At 65.7% G+C, this 13,968-nt stretch carries 14 protein-coding genes and 1 pseudogene; 3 read left to right on the top strand and 12 right to left on the bottom strand.

All coding sequences use genetic code 11. The features are described 5' to 3' along the window. From B2527_RS02280 to arfB, 3 genes are all read right to left on the bottom strand, one after another. Positions 1-1,190: M3 family metallopeptidase (locus tag B2527_RS02280; RefSeq protein WP_293705929.1), on the bottom strand; the 1,190-nt coding region annotated here is incomplete at its 3' end. A gap of 106 nt (positions 1,191-1,296) precedes the next feature. Continuing rightward, the gene (locus B2527_RS02275) at positions 1,297-1,899 is read right to left on the bottom strand and encodes a lysophospholipid acyltransferase family protein (RefSeq protein ID WP_293705928.1); all 603 of its coding nucleotides are present in this window, start codon (positions 1,897-1,899) and stop codon (positions 1,297-1,299) included. A 3-nt stretch (positions 1,900-1,902) separates the two neighbouring features. Then, complete coding sequence (arfB, locus tag B2527_RS02270) at positions 1,903-2,334, bottom strand: alternative ribosome rescue aminoacyl-tRNA hydrolase ArfB (RefSeq protein WP_293705927.1); 432 nt, start codon at positions 2,332-2,334, stop codon at positions 1,903-1,905. A gap of 162 nt (positions 2,335-2,496) precedes the next feature. Between arfB and B2527_RS02265 the strand changes: the two genes are divergently transcribed. Then, the gene (locus tag B2527_RS02265; protein ID WP_293705926.1) at positions 2,497-3,018 is read left to right on the top strand and encodes a DUF2059 domain-containing protein; all 522 of its coding nucleotides are present in this window, start codon (positions 2,497-2,499) and stop codon (positions 3,016-3,018) included. A gap of 285 nt (positions 3,019-3,303) precedes the next feature. Here the strand turns inward: B2527_RS02265 and B2527_RS02260 are convergent, their stop codons facing one another. From B2527_RS02260 to B2527_RS02250, 3 genes are read right to left on the bottom strand one after another with little or no spacing between them, the layout of a single operon-like run. Next, positions 3,304-4,047 (bottom strand): pseudouridine synthase, encoded by a 744-nt coding sequence (locus tag B2527_RS02260; RefSeq protein WP_293705925.1) that lies wholly within the window; start codon positions 4,045-4,047, stop codon positions 3,304-3,306. Then, complete coding sequence (ubiB, locus tag B2527_RS02255) at positions 4,044-5,711, bottom strand: ubiquinone biosynthesis regulatory protein kinase UbiB (RefSeq protein ID WP_293705924.1); 1,668 nt, start codon at positions 5,709-5,711, stop codon at positions 4,044-4,046. Before ubiB ends, B2527_RS02260 begins: the two co-directional genes overlap by 4 nt. Further along, the gene (locus tag B2527_RS02250; RefSeq protein WP_293705923.1) at positions 5,708-6,358 is read right to left on the bottom strand and encodes a ubiquinone biosynthesis accessory factor UbiJ; all 651 of its coding nucleotides are present in this window, start codon (positions 6,356-6,358) and stop codon (positions 5,708-5,710) included. The genes ubiB and B2527_RS02250 overlap by 4 nt, the downstream gene beginning before the upstream one ends. 308 nt (positions 6,359-6,666) lie before the next feature. On the opposite strand from B2527_RS02250, the gene ddlA reads away from it, so the two are divergent. Continuing rightward, positions 6,667-7,770 (top strand): D-alanine--D-alanine ligase, encoded by a 1,104-nt coding sequence (gene ddlA, locus B2527_RS02245; protein WP_293705922.1) that lies wholly within the window; start codon positions 6,667-6,669, stop codon positions 7,768-7,770. 73 nt (positions 7,771-7,843) lie between these two features. Here the strand turns inward: ddlA and B2527_RS02240 are convergent, their stop codons facing one another. The 4 genes and pseudogenes from B2527_RS02240 to oleC all read right to left on the bottom strand — a co-directional run bounded on the left by B2527_RS02240 (position 7,844) and on the right by oleC (position 11,620). Next, a complete protein-coding gene (locus tag B2527_RS02240) occupies positions 7,844-7,999 on the bottom strand; it encodes a DUF1328 domain-containing protein (RefSeq protein ID WP_293705921.1) in 156 nt (51 codons plus the stop codon). Between the two features lie 102 nt (positions 8,000-8,101). Beyond that, complete coding sequence (gene oleD / locus B2527_RS02235) at positions 8,102-9,088, bottom strand: 2-alkyl-3-oxoalkanoate reductase (RefSeq protein ID WP_293705920.1); 987 nt, start codon at positions 9,086-9,088, stop codon at positions 8,102-8,104. A 382-nt stretch (positions 9,089-9,470) separates the two neighbouring features. Continuing rightward, positions 9,471-9,737, bottom strand: a pseudogene (locus B2527_RS02230) (endonuclease domain-containing protein); the annotation flags it as partial. Positions 9,738-9,976: 239 nt separating this feature from the next. Then, entirely contained in the window at positions 9,977-11,620 is a 1,644-nt protein-coding gene (oleC, locus tag B2527_RS02225; protein WP_293705919.1) for an olefin beta-lactone synthetase, read from the bottom strand. A 104-nt stretch (positions 11,621-11,724) separates the two neighbouring features. Between oleC and B2527_RS02220 the strand changes: the two genes are divergently transcribed. Then, a complete protein-coding gene (locus B2527_RS02220) occupies positions 11,725-12,156 on the top strand; it encodes a YkgJ family cysteine cluster protein (protein ID WP_293705918.1) in 432 nt (143 codons plus the stop codon). Positions 12,157-12,404: 248 nt separating this feature from the next. Here the strand turns inward: B2527_RS02220 and B2527_RS02215 are convergent, their stop codons facing one another. Together B2527_RS02215 and B2527_RS02210 are read right to left on the bottom strand one after the other, a co-directional pair. Beyond that, positions 12,405-13,094 carry a phospholipase D-like domain-containing protein gene (locus B2527_RS02215; protein WP_293705917.1) on the bottom strand — a complete coding sequence of 230 codons (690 nt, stop codon included), beginning with the start codon at positions 13,092-13,094 and terminating at the stop codon, positions 12,405-12,407. A gap of 268 nt (positions 13,095-13,362) precedes the next feature. Beyond that, positions 13,363-13,968 (bottom strand): alpha/beta fold hydrolase (locus B2527_RS02210; protein ID WP_293705916.1); only part of this gene is annotated, 606 nt, incomplete at its 5' end.

Raw genomic sequence — 13,968 nt, 5'->3', positions numbered from 1 at the left:
GGCTTGATCTGCGACTCGTCCAGATCGTACTTGGCCTTGCGCACCTGCTCGGCGTAGAAGTCCCAGTCCGAGGCGGCGGCCTTGAAGCCACCCTTCTGCGCGTCGATCACCTGCTGGATCTCGGCCAGTTCACCCCGCGCCTTGGCGGTGGCCGCCGGCACGGTGTCGGTCAGCAGCTTGAGCGCGTTGGCCGGCGTCTGCGCCATCTGGTCGGTCAGGTTGTAGGCGGCGTAGTTCGGGAAGCCGAGCAGCTTGGCCTTGGCCGCACGCAGTTGGGCCAGGCGCTGGATGATGGCGCGAGTGTCGTTGGCATCGCCGTGCTCGGTGCGGGTTTCCGAGGCCTGCAGCACCTTGGCGCGTACGTCGCGGTCCTGCAGCGAGCCGAGTGCCGGCTGCTGGGTGGTGTTCTGCAGGCTCAGCACCCACTTGCCGTCGAGCTTGCGGCCCTTGGCAGCGTCTTCGGCAGCGGCGATGTCGCCTTCGGACAGACCCGCCAGCTGCGCCTTGTCGTCGATCACCACCGCACCGGCGGCGGTGGCCGCGACCAGCTTGTTGTGGAAGTCGTTGGACAGGGTGGCCTCTTCGGCGTTGTACTGCTTCAAGGTTTCCTTGTCGGTATCGCTGAGCTCGGCACCGGCCTTGACGAAGCCCTTGTAGGTTTCCTCGACCACGCGCAGCTGCTCGGCATCCAGGCCGGCTTCAGCGCGGCCGTCATAGACGGTCTTGATGCGCGCGAACAGCTTCGGGTCCAGGTTGATCGCGTCGCTGTGGGCGGCCAGCTTGGGCACCACGTCTTCCTGGATCTTCTGCCGCTCCGGGTTGGTATCGGCCTGTACCACGCTGAAGAACACGCGGCTGACGCGGTCCAGGATGGCGCCGGACTTTTCCATCGGCAGCAGGGTGTTGTCGAAGGTGGCCGGCTGGGTGTTGTCGGTGATCTGCTTGATCTCGGCCAGCTGCTGGCGCATGCCTTCCTCGAAGGCCGGCAGGTAGTCACTGTCCTTGATCTTGTCGAACGCCGGCGCCTGGAACGGCAGCGAGCTGGCGGTCATGAACGGGTTGGTCGAGGCATCGGCCGGCTGGCCTGCCTGGTCGGGGGTGGTGGCGGTCACGGGGGCGGTGGACTCCTTGCCGGAACAGGCGGCCAGCGCAAGGCTGATGGCGGCGGCCAGGACAACGGTACGCGACATGAAACGGCTCCTTGGGAACGGGCTTCGAACAGCCCTTTACCCTACTCCCTTCGCCTGTTTGCGGCATGTGCCGATGGTGGCGCCAAGCCGCGCCGGGCGCGGTGGCTCAGCCGGTGCCGCGGTTGCGACCCATCCACTGCCGGTACCACTGGCGGATGGCGGCCATGTCTGCCACATCGTCACCGCTGGTATGGAAGACCGGACCGAAGCCGATCACCTTTTCCGGGTAGTGGAAATACGCGGGAATGATGGGCACATCGGCCATGCGCGCGATTTTCAGGAAACCGCCCTTCCATTCCGTCACCTGCTTGCGGGTGCCTTCGGGCGCCAGCGCATACCAGACCTGTTCGCTGTCGCGGATCATCGCCACCGCCTGGCCCACTGTGCCCTGCGGCGAGCTGCGATCCAGCGGCACCACGCCCAGCCGGCGCAGCACCACGCTCAGCGGCCACCAGAACAGCTTGTCCTTGCCGAGAATGCGCGCCTCCAGGCCCAGCGCCATCTTTGCCGCCAGGCCCCACAGGCCATCCCAGTTGGAGGAATGCGGCGCGGCAATCACCACCGCCTTGGCCAGGTCCGGCACCGGCCCACGGATATGCCAGCCGCCCAGGCGCAGGATGCTGCGGCCCAGCCAACGGCTGAAGGCGGCACCTTTACGCTGCGGGACGGCGGCGGGAACAACCGGAACGGTCGCTGGCGTATTGCTCAAGCACTACTCCCAATTACGTGTGGAACGGCCGCGCTTGACCTGCGCGCGTTCTTTTTTCTGGTCCAGGCGGCGCAGCTTGGAGCCGTAGGTAGGCTTGGTCGCCACGCGTGCCTTGGGCACGCTCAGGCTGGCCTGGATGAAGCTGGCCAACCGTTCGCGCGCATCCTGGCGGTTGCGGTCCTGGGTGCGGAAGCGCTGCGCATCGATCACCAGCACACCTTCGCTGGTGACCCGGCGGTCGCGGCGCGCCAGCAGGCGTTCGCGCAGCGGCTCGGGCAAGGAAGGCGAGTGGGCGATATCAAAGCGCAGTTCCACCGCGGTGGACACCTTGTTGACGTTCTGGCCGCCGGCGCCGGAGGCGCGCACGAAACGTTCGACGATCTCCGTTTCCGGTATCGCCAATCGTGGTGAAATCTGGATCTGCTCGGTTGCCATCGGCGCATTGTAAGCGGAGCGGTGCCCAACGCCGCTGCGCCATGGCGCAGGCGGAAAATAGATGCAGTGCAGCATGACGAGCAGTGGAACAGGCATCTGTGAACACCCCACGCGGGCGAACCCCGCTATGCTCGGTATTCGACCCGTCGCCCAGGAAAGCCCATGTCCCGCTCCCTCCTCCGCACGCGCCTGCCCCGCCTGCTGCTGGCTACCGGCCTGCTGCTGGCCAGCATTGCGCCGGCACTGGCAGCTGCCCCGACCGATGCCGATATCAACCGCCTGCTGGCTGCTTCGCGCGCGCAGAACATGCTCGACTCGATGCTGCCGCAGATGGAGGCAATGCAGGCCCAGCAGTTTGCCCAGCTCACCGCCAACCAGCAGCTCAGTGACGATCAGAAGGCGCGCGTACAGCGCATCCAGCAGCGTACCTCGCAGACCCTGCGTGAAGCCCTGTCCTGGTCGCAGATGCGGCCGATGTATGTGGAGCTGTACAAGCAGTCGTTCTCCAAGGAGGACGTGCTGGCGATGGCCGAGTTCTATGAAAGCGCGGCAGGCCAGAGCCTGCTGGACAAGACCCCGACACTGATGCAGAACCTGATGGTGGCCATCCAGCAGAAGATGACGCCGTTGCTGGCCAACCTGCAGAAGGATCTGGAACAGATCACCAGCGAACCGGCGAAGTAAGCCCCGGCAACCGGTAGTGCCGAGCCATGCTCGGCAGGGGCTTCCCAGCGAAGGCCCACCCCTCCCCAGCTCTCCCCTTCGCTGCGCAAAAGGGAGGGAGCAACAGCGGTAGTGCCGAGCCATGCTCGGCAGGGGGCTTTCCCCACGCCGCTCCAGCAACAGCCAACCCCTCCCCAGCCCTCCCCTTCGCTGCACGAAAGGGAGGGAGCAACAGCGGTAATGCCGAGCCTTGCTCGGCAGAAGGTTTACCGGCGAGGTCGCTGCCGAGCATGGCTCGGCACTACCTCAATCCGGCAGCTGCCAGTTGAACAGGTCCAGCGCTTTCTGGAACTCGCGGTCCAGCGGGGCACGTACTTCAATGCGGCGGCCGTCCTGCGGATGCGGGAAGGCCAGGTGCTCGGCGTGCAGCAGCATGCGGTGTACGCCCTGCATGCGGAAGGTACGGTTGTGCCGCCCGTCGCCGTGGCTGGTGTCGCCGATCATGTGGTGGAACATGTGCTTGAGGTGCCGCCGGATCTGCCGAAAACGGCCAGTCTGCGGCTGGCAACGCAGCAGCGCATAGCGCGAGGTCGGGAAGCCCGTCGAAGGAATCGGCAACTCGCCGACCAGCAACTTCTGGAAATGCGTGATGGCCTGCTTCTTGACCGGCTTGCCGGGGCCGCCGTCCAGGTCGTGATCGACAGTGAACGCATCCTCCGCCGGCCAGCCACGGCACACCGCCAGGTAATCTTTCTCCACCTCGCCGTCCATCAGCGTCTTGCCGAGCGTGCTGGCGCTTTCGCGGTCGAAGGCCAGCAACAGGCAGCCGCTGGTGGCGCGGTCCAGGCGATGGACGAGGAAGATCGGCTTGCCCAGCTGCTCGCGCAAGCGGTCGGCGAGGAAGTCATCCTCGCCGCGCGCCAGCTTGCTGTCGTGGACCATCAGCCCGGCCGGCTTGTTGACTACCGCCAGCCACGGGTCTTCGTACAGCAGCGGCAACGGTTCGAAGACAACCGGCGCTTCCACTGCTTCATCGACAACATCACTCATCGGCGCAACCACGCCGACGCCACGGCAACCGCACCCACCACGCCGCTCACCCACGACCACACCGGGATGGACGCCAACTGCGGGCCGCCGGCATGCAGGCCATACAACAACGCCGACACCACCATCAGGCCGGCACCGGCCACTGCGGTAACCACGCGCCGCTGCATGCGCTGCAGCGTGCCTTCCAGGTTGACGATGTCCTGCGAGCGCATCGCCAGCTCATGCTTGCCTTCCACCTGCTGGCGCAGCCAGCTGTGCAGCAGCGCCGGCATGTCCGGGGCCTGGGTCATGATTTCCGGCAGGCGCTTGCGCAGCTCCTTCAACGCGCGGCGCGGGCTGTAGCGCTCGCGCAGGATGCGTTCCAGTACCGGCTTGGCCACTTCCCAGATATCCAGCTGCGGGTCGAGCTGGCGGCCCACGCCTTCGATGTTCAACAGCGTCTTCTGCAGCAGGATCAGCTGCGGCTGCAGGGTCAGCTGGTAGCGCTGGGCGGTGCGGAACAGCTTCATCAACACTTCGGCCAGCGAGATCTGCGACAGCGGGCGGGTGAAGTACGGCTCGCAGACCGCACGCACGGCCGCTTCCAGCTCGTCGATGCGCACGGTGTTCGGCATCCACTGCGCCTGCAGGTGCAGCTCGGCGATGCGGCGGTAATCACGGTTGAAGATGGCCATGAAGTTCTCGGCCAGGTAGAACTGATCCTCCTCCGAAAGCTGGCCCATGATGCCGAAGTCCAGCGCGATGAAGCGCGGGTTGTCGCGGCGCGCCGGGTCGATGTCGACCCAGATGTTGCCGGCGTGTGCATCGGCATGGAAGAAGTTGTCGCGGAACACCTGCGTGTAGAACACGCGCACGCCCTTGGCGGCCAGCGCCTTGCGGTCGATGCCGGCCTTGTCCAGTGCGACGATGTCGTCCGAGGGAATGCCCCAGACCCGCTCCAGCGTCAGCGCGCGTTCGCCGGTGTGGCTCCAGATCACTTCCGGAACGTACAGGTCGTCCGAGTTCTCCCAGAACCGGCGCAGCACGCTGGCGTTGGCGCCTTCGCGCTGCAGGTCCAACTCGGCAGCCAGCGTGGTTTCGATCTCGGCCACCACTTCGCGCGGACGGATCTTGTCGGCGCGCGGGTGGGTGCGCTCGACCAGCGCGGCCAGCGACTTGAGCAGGGCGATATCACCGGCAATCTGCTTTTCGATATCCGGGCGCAGCACCTTGACCACCACCTGGCGGCCACCGTCCAGCGTGGCGGCATGCACCTGCGCGATCGAGGCCGAAGCCAGCGGCGTGGTATCGAAGCTGGCAAAGGCCTCGGTGATCGGCAGGCCCAGCGCCTGCTCCACGATCTGCAGCGCGCGCTCGCCGTCGAACGGCTTGACCCGGTCCTGCAGGAGGGTCAGTTCAACGGCCACATCCGGCGGCACCAGATCGCGGCGGGTGGACAGGATCTGCCCGAACTTGACGAAGATCGGCCCCAGCTCCTGCAGCGCCAGGCGCAGGCGCGCACCCCGCGACTGCGAGGCGATATCGGCACTGGCGCGCGGCACGAAGGGCTTGGCCAGGCGCAACCAGCGCTCGACCGGGGTGCCATCGAGCAGGTCATCCAGGCGATAGCGCAGGATCACCCGGCCGATGCGGCTGGCGCGGAACATGGCGCGGGTCGCCTTCATGCGGCACCTCCGGCGCGCTGACGCAGGCGCGCGATGCGCGCGGCCATGCGTTCGACGTCATCGCGGATCACGTCCACATCATCATGGAAGGCGTCCAGTTCTGCACGGGCAACGACATCTCGCGACTCCTCGGTTACGTATTCAGCGGCGGTCTCGGCCAGGTCCTTGGCACTGCGCCTGGCCTGCAACAGCGCCGCACGCAGGGTCTGCGCGATCTGCACGCCGAGGATCTCGCCAAAGGCTTTGACAAAGGGTTGCTGCCAATCCGGATCAAAACGGCTGGCCAGCTGCTGCAGGCGGCGCGCCAGCTCGGCATCGCCGGAGACCTTGACCCGGCCGGCCGGCGCGCTGTTGCCGCGGCGTGCGTTGGCGAGGAACGGCAGCTGCGCCAGCACCCCGCCCAGCGTGCTGCGCACGGCCAGGTCGGGCTCCAGCGCCGGATCGACCGGGCCCACGGTCAGGCGCTCACCGGCAACGCCGATCTGCATCGCCAGCGACGGCGACTCCAGGGTCAGGGCGATGCGTTGGCCGTCCAGCGAGGCCAGCGCGGTGCGGGTATCCGGGTCCAGCGCCAGCGCGCGGTTCAAGGCCACTTCCAGCGCACGGCCAGCCAGCGGCTTGATCATTTTGAGGGGGGATGCAGGCATGCGGGCATTCTACCGGAGGGGCGGGATCGGGAGCCTGCCAGGCTCGATGTTGCGATGCCCCCGCGACGTAGCCCGGGTAAGCGCAGCGCACCCGGGGCCGTTGGCGGACGCGTGGAAGTGCGGTGCGGGCTTGCTCCCGGGTGCGCTGCGCTTACCCGGGCTACGGGCTCTGATGCATCATCCGCACAGGGTTTGTTCATGTCAGCCGCGCCGCGATAAACAAATCCCCAATCCCGCATCCCCAATCCCGGCGTTTGCGTTCATGCTATGCAGACACCACCAAACACAGCGTCAGGAGCACACAGGCAATGGGCAAGACCCGGGTTGGCATCATTTTCGGCGGTCGCTCGGCCGAGCACGAGGTCTCGCTGCAGTCGGCGAAGAACATCTTCGATGCACTGGACAAGGAACGTTTCGACGTCAGCCTGATCGGCGTGGACAAGCAGGGCCTGTGGCACCTGTGCGATGCGGCCGGTTTCCTGCTCAACGCCGATGATCCCAAGCGCATCGCGCTGGACACCTCCGGCCCGGTGCTGTCGGTACTGCCCGGCGCCGAGCGCGGCCAGTTGCAGGTCGCCGATGGCCGCGAGGTACCGCAGTTGGATGTGGTGTTCCCGATCGTGCATGGCACCCTCGGCGAAGACGGCACCCTGCAGGGCCTGCTGCGAACGCTCAACCTGCCGTTCGCCGGCCCCGGCGTGCTTGGCGCAGCCGCGGCGATGGACAAGGACATGGCCAAGCGCCTGCTGCGCGATGCCGGCCTGGCAGTGGCACCGTTCGCCTGCTTCAACCATGTCACCGCTGCACGCGCCGACTACGACGCGCTGGTCGCCCAGCTGGGCCTGCCCTTGTTCGTCAAGCCCGCCAACCAGGGTTCGTCGGTAGGCGTGAGCAAGGTGCGCAACGCTGACGAGTTCGCCACGGCGATGGCGCTGGCGCTGTCATTCGACCACAAGGTACTGGTGGAGTCGGCGATTGTCGGCCGCGAGATCGAGTGTGCGGTGCTGGGCAATGACCTGCCCGAAGCCAGCGTCTGCGGCGAAGTGGTGGTGCATGACGACTTCTACGCCTATGACACCAAGTACATCAGCGCCAGCGGCGCGGAGACGGTGATTCCGGCCGCTATCGCTGCCGATGCACAGCAGCGCATCCGCGATATTGCCGTGCGCGCCTACCAGGCGCTGGACTGCATCGGCATGGCCCGCGTTGACGTGTTCCTCACCGAAGCCGGCGACGTCGTCATCAACGAACTGAACACCCTGCCCGGCTTCACCAAGATCAGCATGTACCCCAAGCTGTGGGGCGCAAGCGGTCTGGGCTATACCGCGCTGATCACGCGCCTGATCGAGCTGGCGCTGGAGCGCAACGCGGCAGACAAGGGTCTGCGCAGCTCGATCAGCGCCTCGGCCTGATCGCACCCTGCAGCAACGACATGGCCCGCAACCTCAGTGAGATTGCGGGCCATTGTTCTGGAGCCTGCCGGGGTCAGCCCTTCTTGCGGAACAGCGAGATCACCGCAAGGATCAGGAACACAACGAACAGGATCCAGGCAATGTTGCTGGCCGCACCGGCAATGCCACTGAAGCCGAGCACGGCAGCGATGATGGCAATGATGAAGAACACGACGGCGTAATGCAGCATGGCTTGGTCCTTGGCTTGGAAACAGGGTTCCATCCTCGGCAATCGGTGGTAGTGATCCGGTGATGAGTACGTGATCGCTGCATGACGATCACGGGCTGGCATTCAGGATGCGGCTGCCAACCGCCGCAGACCTTCCTCGATCGACACGCGTGGCACATAGCCGAAATCGCGGCGTGCCGGTTCCATCGAATACCAATGCGGGGTGCACAGCTGTTCGGCCAGGAAGCGGGTCATCGGCGGCTCGCCGCGCAGGCGCAACAGTGGCCACAGCTTTTCGCAGACCGAGCCGATGCGGTAAGCGGTCTTGAACGAGATCGACTTGTCCACGGCGGGCGCGCCCACTGCCACCAGCAAGCGATTGAGCAGCTCGCGCATCGGTAGCGGCTCGCCGTTGGAAATGAAGTAGGCCTTGCCGGCACAAGCCGCGCCCACCACCAGGTGGTCGAAGGCATCGAAGTGCGCCTGCGCGGCGTTGTCGATGAAGGTGGTGTCCACTTTGTTGCTGCCATCGCCGACAAAGCGCAGGCGGCCGGCGCGGGCACGTTCGGCCAGGCGCGGCACCAGCTGGTTGTCACCCGGCCCCCAGATCAGGCGTGGGCGCAGCGCGACGGTGGCCAGCTCGGCACCGTTGGCGGCCAGCACTTCCTGCTCGGCGATGGTCTTGGTGGCCGCATACGGTGCCTGGAAATCCTCGCCATAGGGCACCTCGTCCGCGCCCAGGCCTTCGACCGGATGGGTGGCGCGGTGGGTAACGCTGGGGGTGGAGGTGTAGACCAGCCTGCCGATGCCGTGTGCGCGGCAGGCATCCAGCACATTGCGGGTACCGACCACATTGGCCTGGTAGTAACTGTCATAGCTGCCCCAGGCCCCGGCCTTGGCAGCGTTATGGAAGACCGCATCGACACCGGCGGCCGCATGGTGCACGGCACCGGCATCGGCAAGGTCACCGCGTATCTGCCCCACGCCCAGGGCCTGCAGGGCATCGTAGTGCCCACGATTGAAGCTCAGCACCTGGTGGCCGCGTTCGACCAGGCCACGGCACAAGGCCTGACCAAGAAAACCACCACCACCGGTAACCAGAATCTTCATTCGTTTGATCGCTCTGCTGCTGGGCTTCCGCGCCGACCTGCGGTGCCGGAAGCGATGAGATTTGTCCGTCAGTATCGCAGCAGTGGTGCGTTGGTGGATTGTTGATGTTGGTGGCTGGAAGCCTTACCCCTCCCCAGCCCTCCCCTCCGCCTTCGGCGCAAGGGAGGGAGCAACAGCACCCCTCCCCTCCCCAACCCTCCCCTTGCCTGCGGCAAAGGGAGGGGGCAACAGCTGCAGCTGCGAAGGGTTGGAGCTGCGCGGATTTAGCCCTCCCTTTCGCGCAGCGAAGGGAGGGTTGGGAGGGGTGCTCTTCGCCCTGCGCCAAGGCACGCATGATGTCCTCCAATACCACTGGCATCTGCTGCAGCACCTCGTCATTCCAATAGCGCAGCACCCTGAAGCCCAATCCCTGCAACACCTCGGTCCGCCGCTGGTCATAGGCAACGTGCTCAAGATGCTGCCCTCCATCCAGCTCGAAGATCAGCCGTGCATCAAGGCAGACAAAGTCAGCGATATAGCCAGCCAATGGCACCTGTCTCCGGAACCGGAAACCTCCCAACTGACGCCGCCGCAGCTGCTGCCATAGGCGACCTTCGGCATCGGTGGGTGTGTTCCGCAGTGCTCTTGCGCGTATTCGCAGCTTGTCCATTGCGGCTCCCCGTCCTCGGTACGGAAAGCCTGCGGTTGCTGCTGATGGACGCCTGTCAGGGAATCACTGGATTAAAGCTATCCCTCGACTCAAAGAGCACTGCGCTTTACCCCTCCCCAGCCCTCCCCTTGCCTACGGCAAAGGGAGGGGGCAAAGCTTTAGCCCTCCCTTTCGCGTAGCGAAGGGGAGGGTTGGGAGGGGTGCTCTTGCTTCACGCCCTTCCCACAAGCCCTTCGGCATCACCCCAGCTGCGCCTGCGCCCACACCGCCAGCTTCTCGCGCCCGATCTTGGCGTTGTGGCGGATATCCACCGGGAACTGTGGATGCCGCAGGAAAGTGTTGATTCGCGCCAGCTCCGGTCGCGCCGCACCCAGCTGCCGCAGCTGTGCTTCCACAGCGCTGGCATCGACACCAGGCAATACTTCAAAGCACAGCACCGGCAGCTGCTGGCCCAGCTCACCAACACCCACCAAAGCCGTGCGCCGCACGCCGGCCACCGTGTTGAACACCGGCTCCACCTGCTCGGTGTACATCGGCCCCTGCGCGGTCTCCACGCGGTGCGTCTTGCGCCCGCAGAACCACAACCGCCCTTGCGCATCGAACCAGCCCACATCGCCCATGCGATGCACGATGCGCTCGCTGCCGTCGGCCAGCACTTCACGGATCTTGGCTGCTGCAGTGGCCTGCGGTCGGTTGAAATAACTGTCAGTGGTGGTCGGACCAACCACGGTGATCTCACCCACCTCTCCGGCTGGAAGCTCACGCACGCCACTCCAGTCAGCGATGGGTTCGTCGGTGATGGCGATGATGCGCACCTGGTTCGGCGCGACCACATGGCCCACGCAGGTGCCGGCCCCGGCCTCGGTGGCCTCACGCGTATCGACCAGTTCGCGACCTTCGATCACTGCCACTGGCAGGCATTCGGTGGCGCCATATGGCGTCCAGAACTGGCCGTCCTTCGGCATCAGAGAACGGATTTTGGCCACGATCTCCGGCGGCACCGGCGCACCCGCCGAGGTGGCGCGGGTCACCGTTGGCAGCGGCTGGCCGTGCTCGGCCAGCACCCGCATCAAGGCCGGTGAACCGAACAGCTGGGTCACGCCGAAACGGGCAACAGCATCGTGCAGCTTGCGCGGGTCGGCACTGCCCGGCCGGGTCGGGTCCATGTCCGGAATCACCGAGGTCAGCCCCAGTGCCGGGTCGAACAGCGCAAACGGCGGGAAGGTCGGCAGATCGATGCCACCGGGCTGCATGCCGAAAGCATTGCGCAGCAATTCCACCTGGCCAACGAAGTGCCGGTGCCGGTAGACCACGCCCTTGGGCACACCGGTGGAGCCGCTGGTGAACAGGATCGCGGCCACATCGTCGGGCGCGGTGGCGGCCAGCTGGCTGCCAGCACCGGCGCCAACGGCTTCGATCTTCGCCAGCGTGGTGCCGCCCCAGCCCCAACGCGGGCCGACCGTGACCTTGAGCCGGGCCGCCCTGGCCCAGCCCAGCAGCACCCGCGCAAATTGGGCCAGCGGGATGCCGATGAAGGCCTGCGGCTGCGCCTCGTCCAGGCATTGCTTCAGCGCGCGCTTATCTATGCCCGGGTCGACCAGCACCGGCACCGCGCCGATCTTGAACAGGGCGAACATCAGCAGGAAGAACTCCGGCCCCGGCCGCACCATCACCACCGCGCGCACCCCGCGGCCTATGCCGTTGGCCGCCAGACCTGCGGCAATGGCGTTGCTGCGGGCGTCAAGCGTGCGGTAATCCAGGGTCACGTCGTAGGCGGCCATGCCGTTGGCGGCGGGTTTGCCAGGGCAGCGGATGGCGATCTGGTCGGGCCGTTCACGCGCCAGCTCGGGCAGGCGCGCGGCGATATTGCAGGTTTCGTTCATCTTCCTATTGTCGCCAATGCAGAAAAATCTTGCGCGCCGGCCGCCACCGTGGAAAATTTCGCACCTTCCTTTTGTCCTAATCCTGCCGCCTAGGCCGGTATCCCATGCCCCATCCCTGCCTGACCTGCGGTGCCTGCTGCACCCAATACCGCGTTGCCTTCCACTGGATGGAATCGGACGAAGTCACCGAAGGCGGCGTGCCCCATCAGCTGACCCAGCGCCTGGATCCGCACCGGCTGTGCATGCAGGGCACCTACTCGGACCCGATCCGCTGCGTGGCCCTGGACTCGGAAATTGGCGTGTACTCACGCTGCACCATCCACCCGAACCGGCCCAGCGTGTGCCGCGAGGTGGACGCCTCCTGGGAATACGGCAAGGCCAGCTCGCAGTGCGACCGCGCCCGCGTCGCCCACGGCATGGCGCCACTGACCCTGGCCGATTGGCGCTGGCGCGATGATGCAGACAACGACGACAACCATCCCGACGACAACGGCAACAGCCCGTCGTCACCGCCGAACACGCCGATTGCGGCTTGAGGATGATGCGGTAGTTGTTGGCTTTGGGCTTTGGGCTTTGGGCTTTGGGCTTTGGGCTTTGAGCTTTGAGCTTACGCCGTCATTCCCGCGCAGGCGGGAATCGCTCTTGCTGTTGCTCTTCGCCCTTGCCCTGTCCAAAGCCAGGGCAGAAGCCGAAGCAAGAGCCAGAGCGATTCCCGCCTGCGCGGGAATGACGGAAAATAAATCAACGACATAAAAGCAGAAAGTCAGAAGCGAAAGCCCGCCCTTCAAAGCGCCTTGTAGCGCCCCCACAGCACCTCGAACTGCTGGGCGAAGCTGCGCACCAGGTTGGGGTCATTGCTGACCACCAGGTTCTCGTCGTTGTGCTCGGTGGCGGTGCGCGTCCAGTTGAAGCTGCCATTGGCCAGCTGCTTGCCGTCGAACAGCGCGAACTTGTGGTGCATGTGGTATTCGCTGTGATCCACCTTCACCGGAATAGCGCTTTCATGCAGCCGGCGGATGTCGTTGCCGTCGTCGTACACCTTGTCGTTGTCGCTGATGATGCGCACCACCACGCCGCGCTTGTGGGCATCCAAGATGACGCTGCTCAGGCGGTCGTCGGAGATGGTGAATACGCAGATATCCAGCGTTTTGCGGGCACTGGCGCACAGCGCGCGCAGGCGCTGCATGCAGGCATCGCCGGGCGAGAAATAGGTGCTGGTCAGGGTCTCGACCGGGCCGGCATTGGCATCTAGGGTGCGCACCACCTGTTCCACCCACTTCAGCACCGGCAAGGCTTCGGCCGGATTGGCGCTGATCTGCTCACGGGCGATGTCGAAGGCCCGGTTGCGCATGAAACGCAGCCGATCCGGTGGCAGCTCTTCGCCGAGCTCACGCAGTACCGACCGTTCCTCGTTGCTAAGGCTGCGGTCCTGCGCGCTGTCGCGCAGCTGCCGGTCCAGGTTGTCGAAATCCATCCCTCACTCCCTGTGTCTAGGAGGGCAGAGCTTCGCACACCGCATGTGCAGGAGCGGCGTAGGCGGCGAAGCTGCTGCAATGGGAATGGCCGCGAGTGCTCACCCCTCCCCAACCCTCCCCTCCGCCTTCGGCGCAAGGGAGGGGGCAGAAGCGGGCATTGCTCGAAGGTTCTTGCAGCAACGGCCGAGCTGCGAAGCTGGCGCAAGGAGGAAGGCCGCAAAAGCCTCCTCCTCACCTTGCCTTTGGCAAAGGGAGGGAGCTGAAGCCTCAACCCAGCGGGTTGCGCTCCAGGAACGCCCGCACTGCCGGCACGATCACTTCGTGCTTGTCTTCCAGCACATAGTGGTTGGCATCCTCGAACGCGGTCACTTCGGCCTGCGGCAGTGCCTTGCGGAAGCCGCTCAGGAAGTGATGGTCGAAGCAGATATCACGCAGGCCCCAGGCGATGTAAGTCGGCCGGTCGGCGAAGGACGGCAGCGCATCCGCGGCACGCTGCAGCAGCGACCAGGCCTTGTCGGCGGGCGACAAAGGAATGTCCTGCATGAAACGGATGGTGGAAATGCGGTTGTCCCAGTTGTTGTACGGGGACACATAGGCGCGGCGCACATCGGCCGGCATGCGCCGGCTCACGCCCAGCCACGAGGCACCGGACGAGAACGCATTGAAGGTGCGGATGAACCACTCGCCCGGCTTCCAATGCCGGCCCATGGCGATCTGCCAGGGCATCGGCTTTTCCGCCGGCAGCGGAAACGCGGCGGTATTGGTGATCACCAGCCGCTTGACCTGGTCGTGGTGCGACAGCGCCCAGCCGAAGCCGATCATGCCGCCCCAATCGTGCACGGCCAGGGTCACCGGGCCGGTGATGCCCAGGTG

This window comes from Stenotrophomonas sp. UBA7606 (assembly GCF_002477705.1).
Taxonomy (GTDB): domain Bacteria; phylum Pseudomonadota; class Gammaproteobacteria; order Xanthomonadales; family Xanthomonadaceae; genus Stenotrophomonas.
The sequence above is the reverse complement of the archived record's forward strand: the minus strand, read 5'-3'. Positions and strand labels throughout refer to the sequence as shown.

Coding starts and splice junctions, on each gene's coding strand:
- B2527_RS02220 (WP_293705918.1), top strand. CDS start 11,725: ATGCCCCATCCCTGCCTGACCTGCGGTGCCTGCTGCACCCAATACCGC.
- B2527_RS02240 (WP_293705921.1), bottom strand. CDS start 7,999: ATGCTGCATTACGCCGTCGTGTTCTTCATCATTGCCATCATCGCTGCC.
- oleC (WP_293705919.1), bottom strand. CDS start 11,620: ATGAACGAAACCTGCAATATCGCCGCGCGCCTGCCCGAGCTGGCGCGT.
- ddlA (WP_293705922.1), top strand. CDS start 6,667: ATGGGCAAGACCCGGGTTGGCATCATTTTCGGCGGTCGCTCGGCCGAG.
- ubiB (WP_293705924.1), bottom strand. CDS start 5,711: ATGAAGGCGACCCGCGCCATGTTCCGCGCCAGCCGCATCGGCCGGGTG.
- B2527_RS02260 (WP_293705925.1), bottom strand. CDS start 4,047: ATGAGTGATGTTGTCGATGAAGCAGTGGAAGCGCCGGTTGTCTTCGAA.
- oleD (WP_293705920.1), bottom strand. CDS start 9,088: ATGAAGATTCTGGTTACCGGTGGTGGTGGTTTTCTTGGTCAGGCCTTG.
- B2527_RS02215 (WP_293705917.1), bottom strand. CDS start 13,094: ATGGATTTCGACAACCTGGACCGGCAGCTGCGCGACAGCGCGCAGGAC.
- arfB (WP_293705927.1), bottom strand. CDS start 2,334: ATGGCAACCGAGCAGATCCAGATTTCACCACGATTGGCGATACCGGAA.
- B2527_RS02265 (WP_293705926.1), top strand. CDS start 2,497: ATGTCCCGCTCCCTCCTCCGCACGCGCCTGCCCCGCCTGCTGCTGGCT.
- B2527_RS02250 (WP_293705923.1), bottom strand. CDS start 6,358: ATGCCTGCATCCCCCCTCAAAATGATCAAGCCGCTGGCTGGCCGTGCG.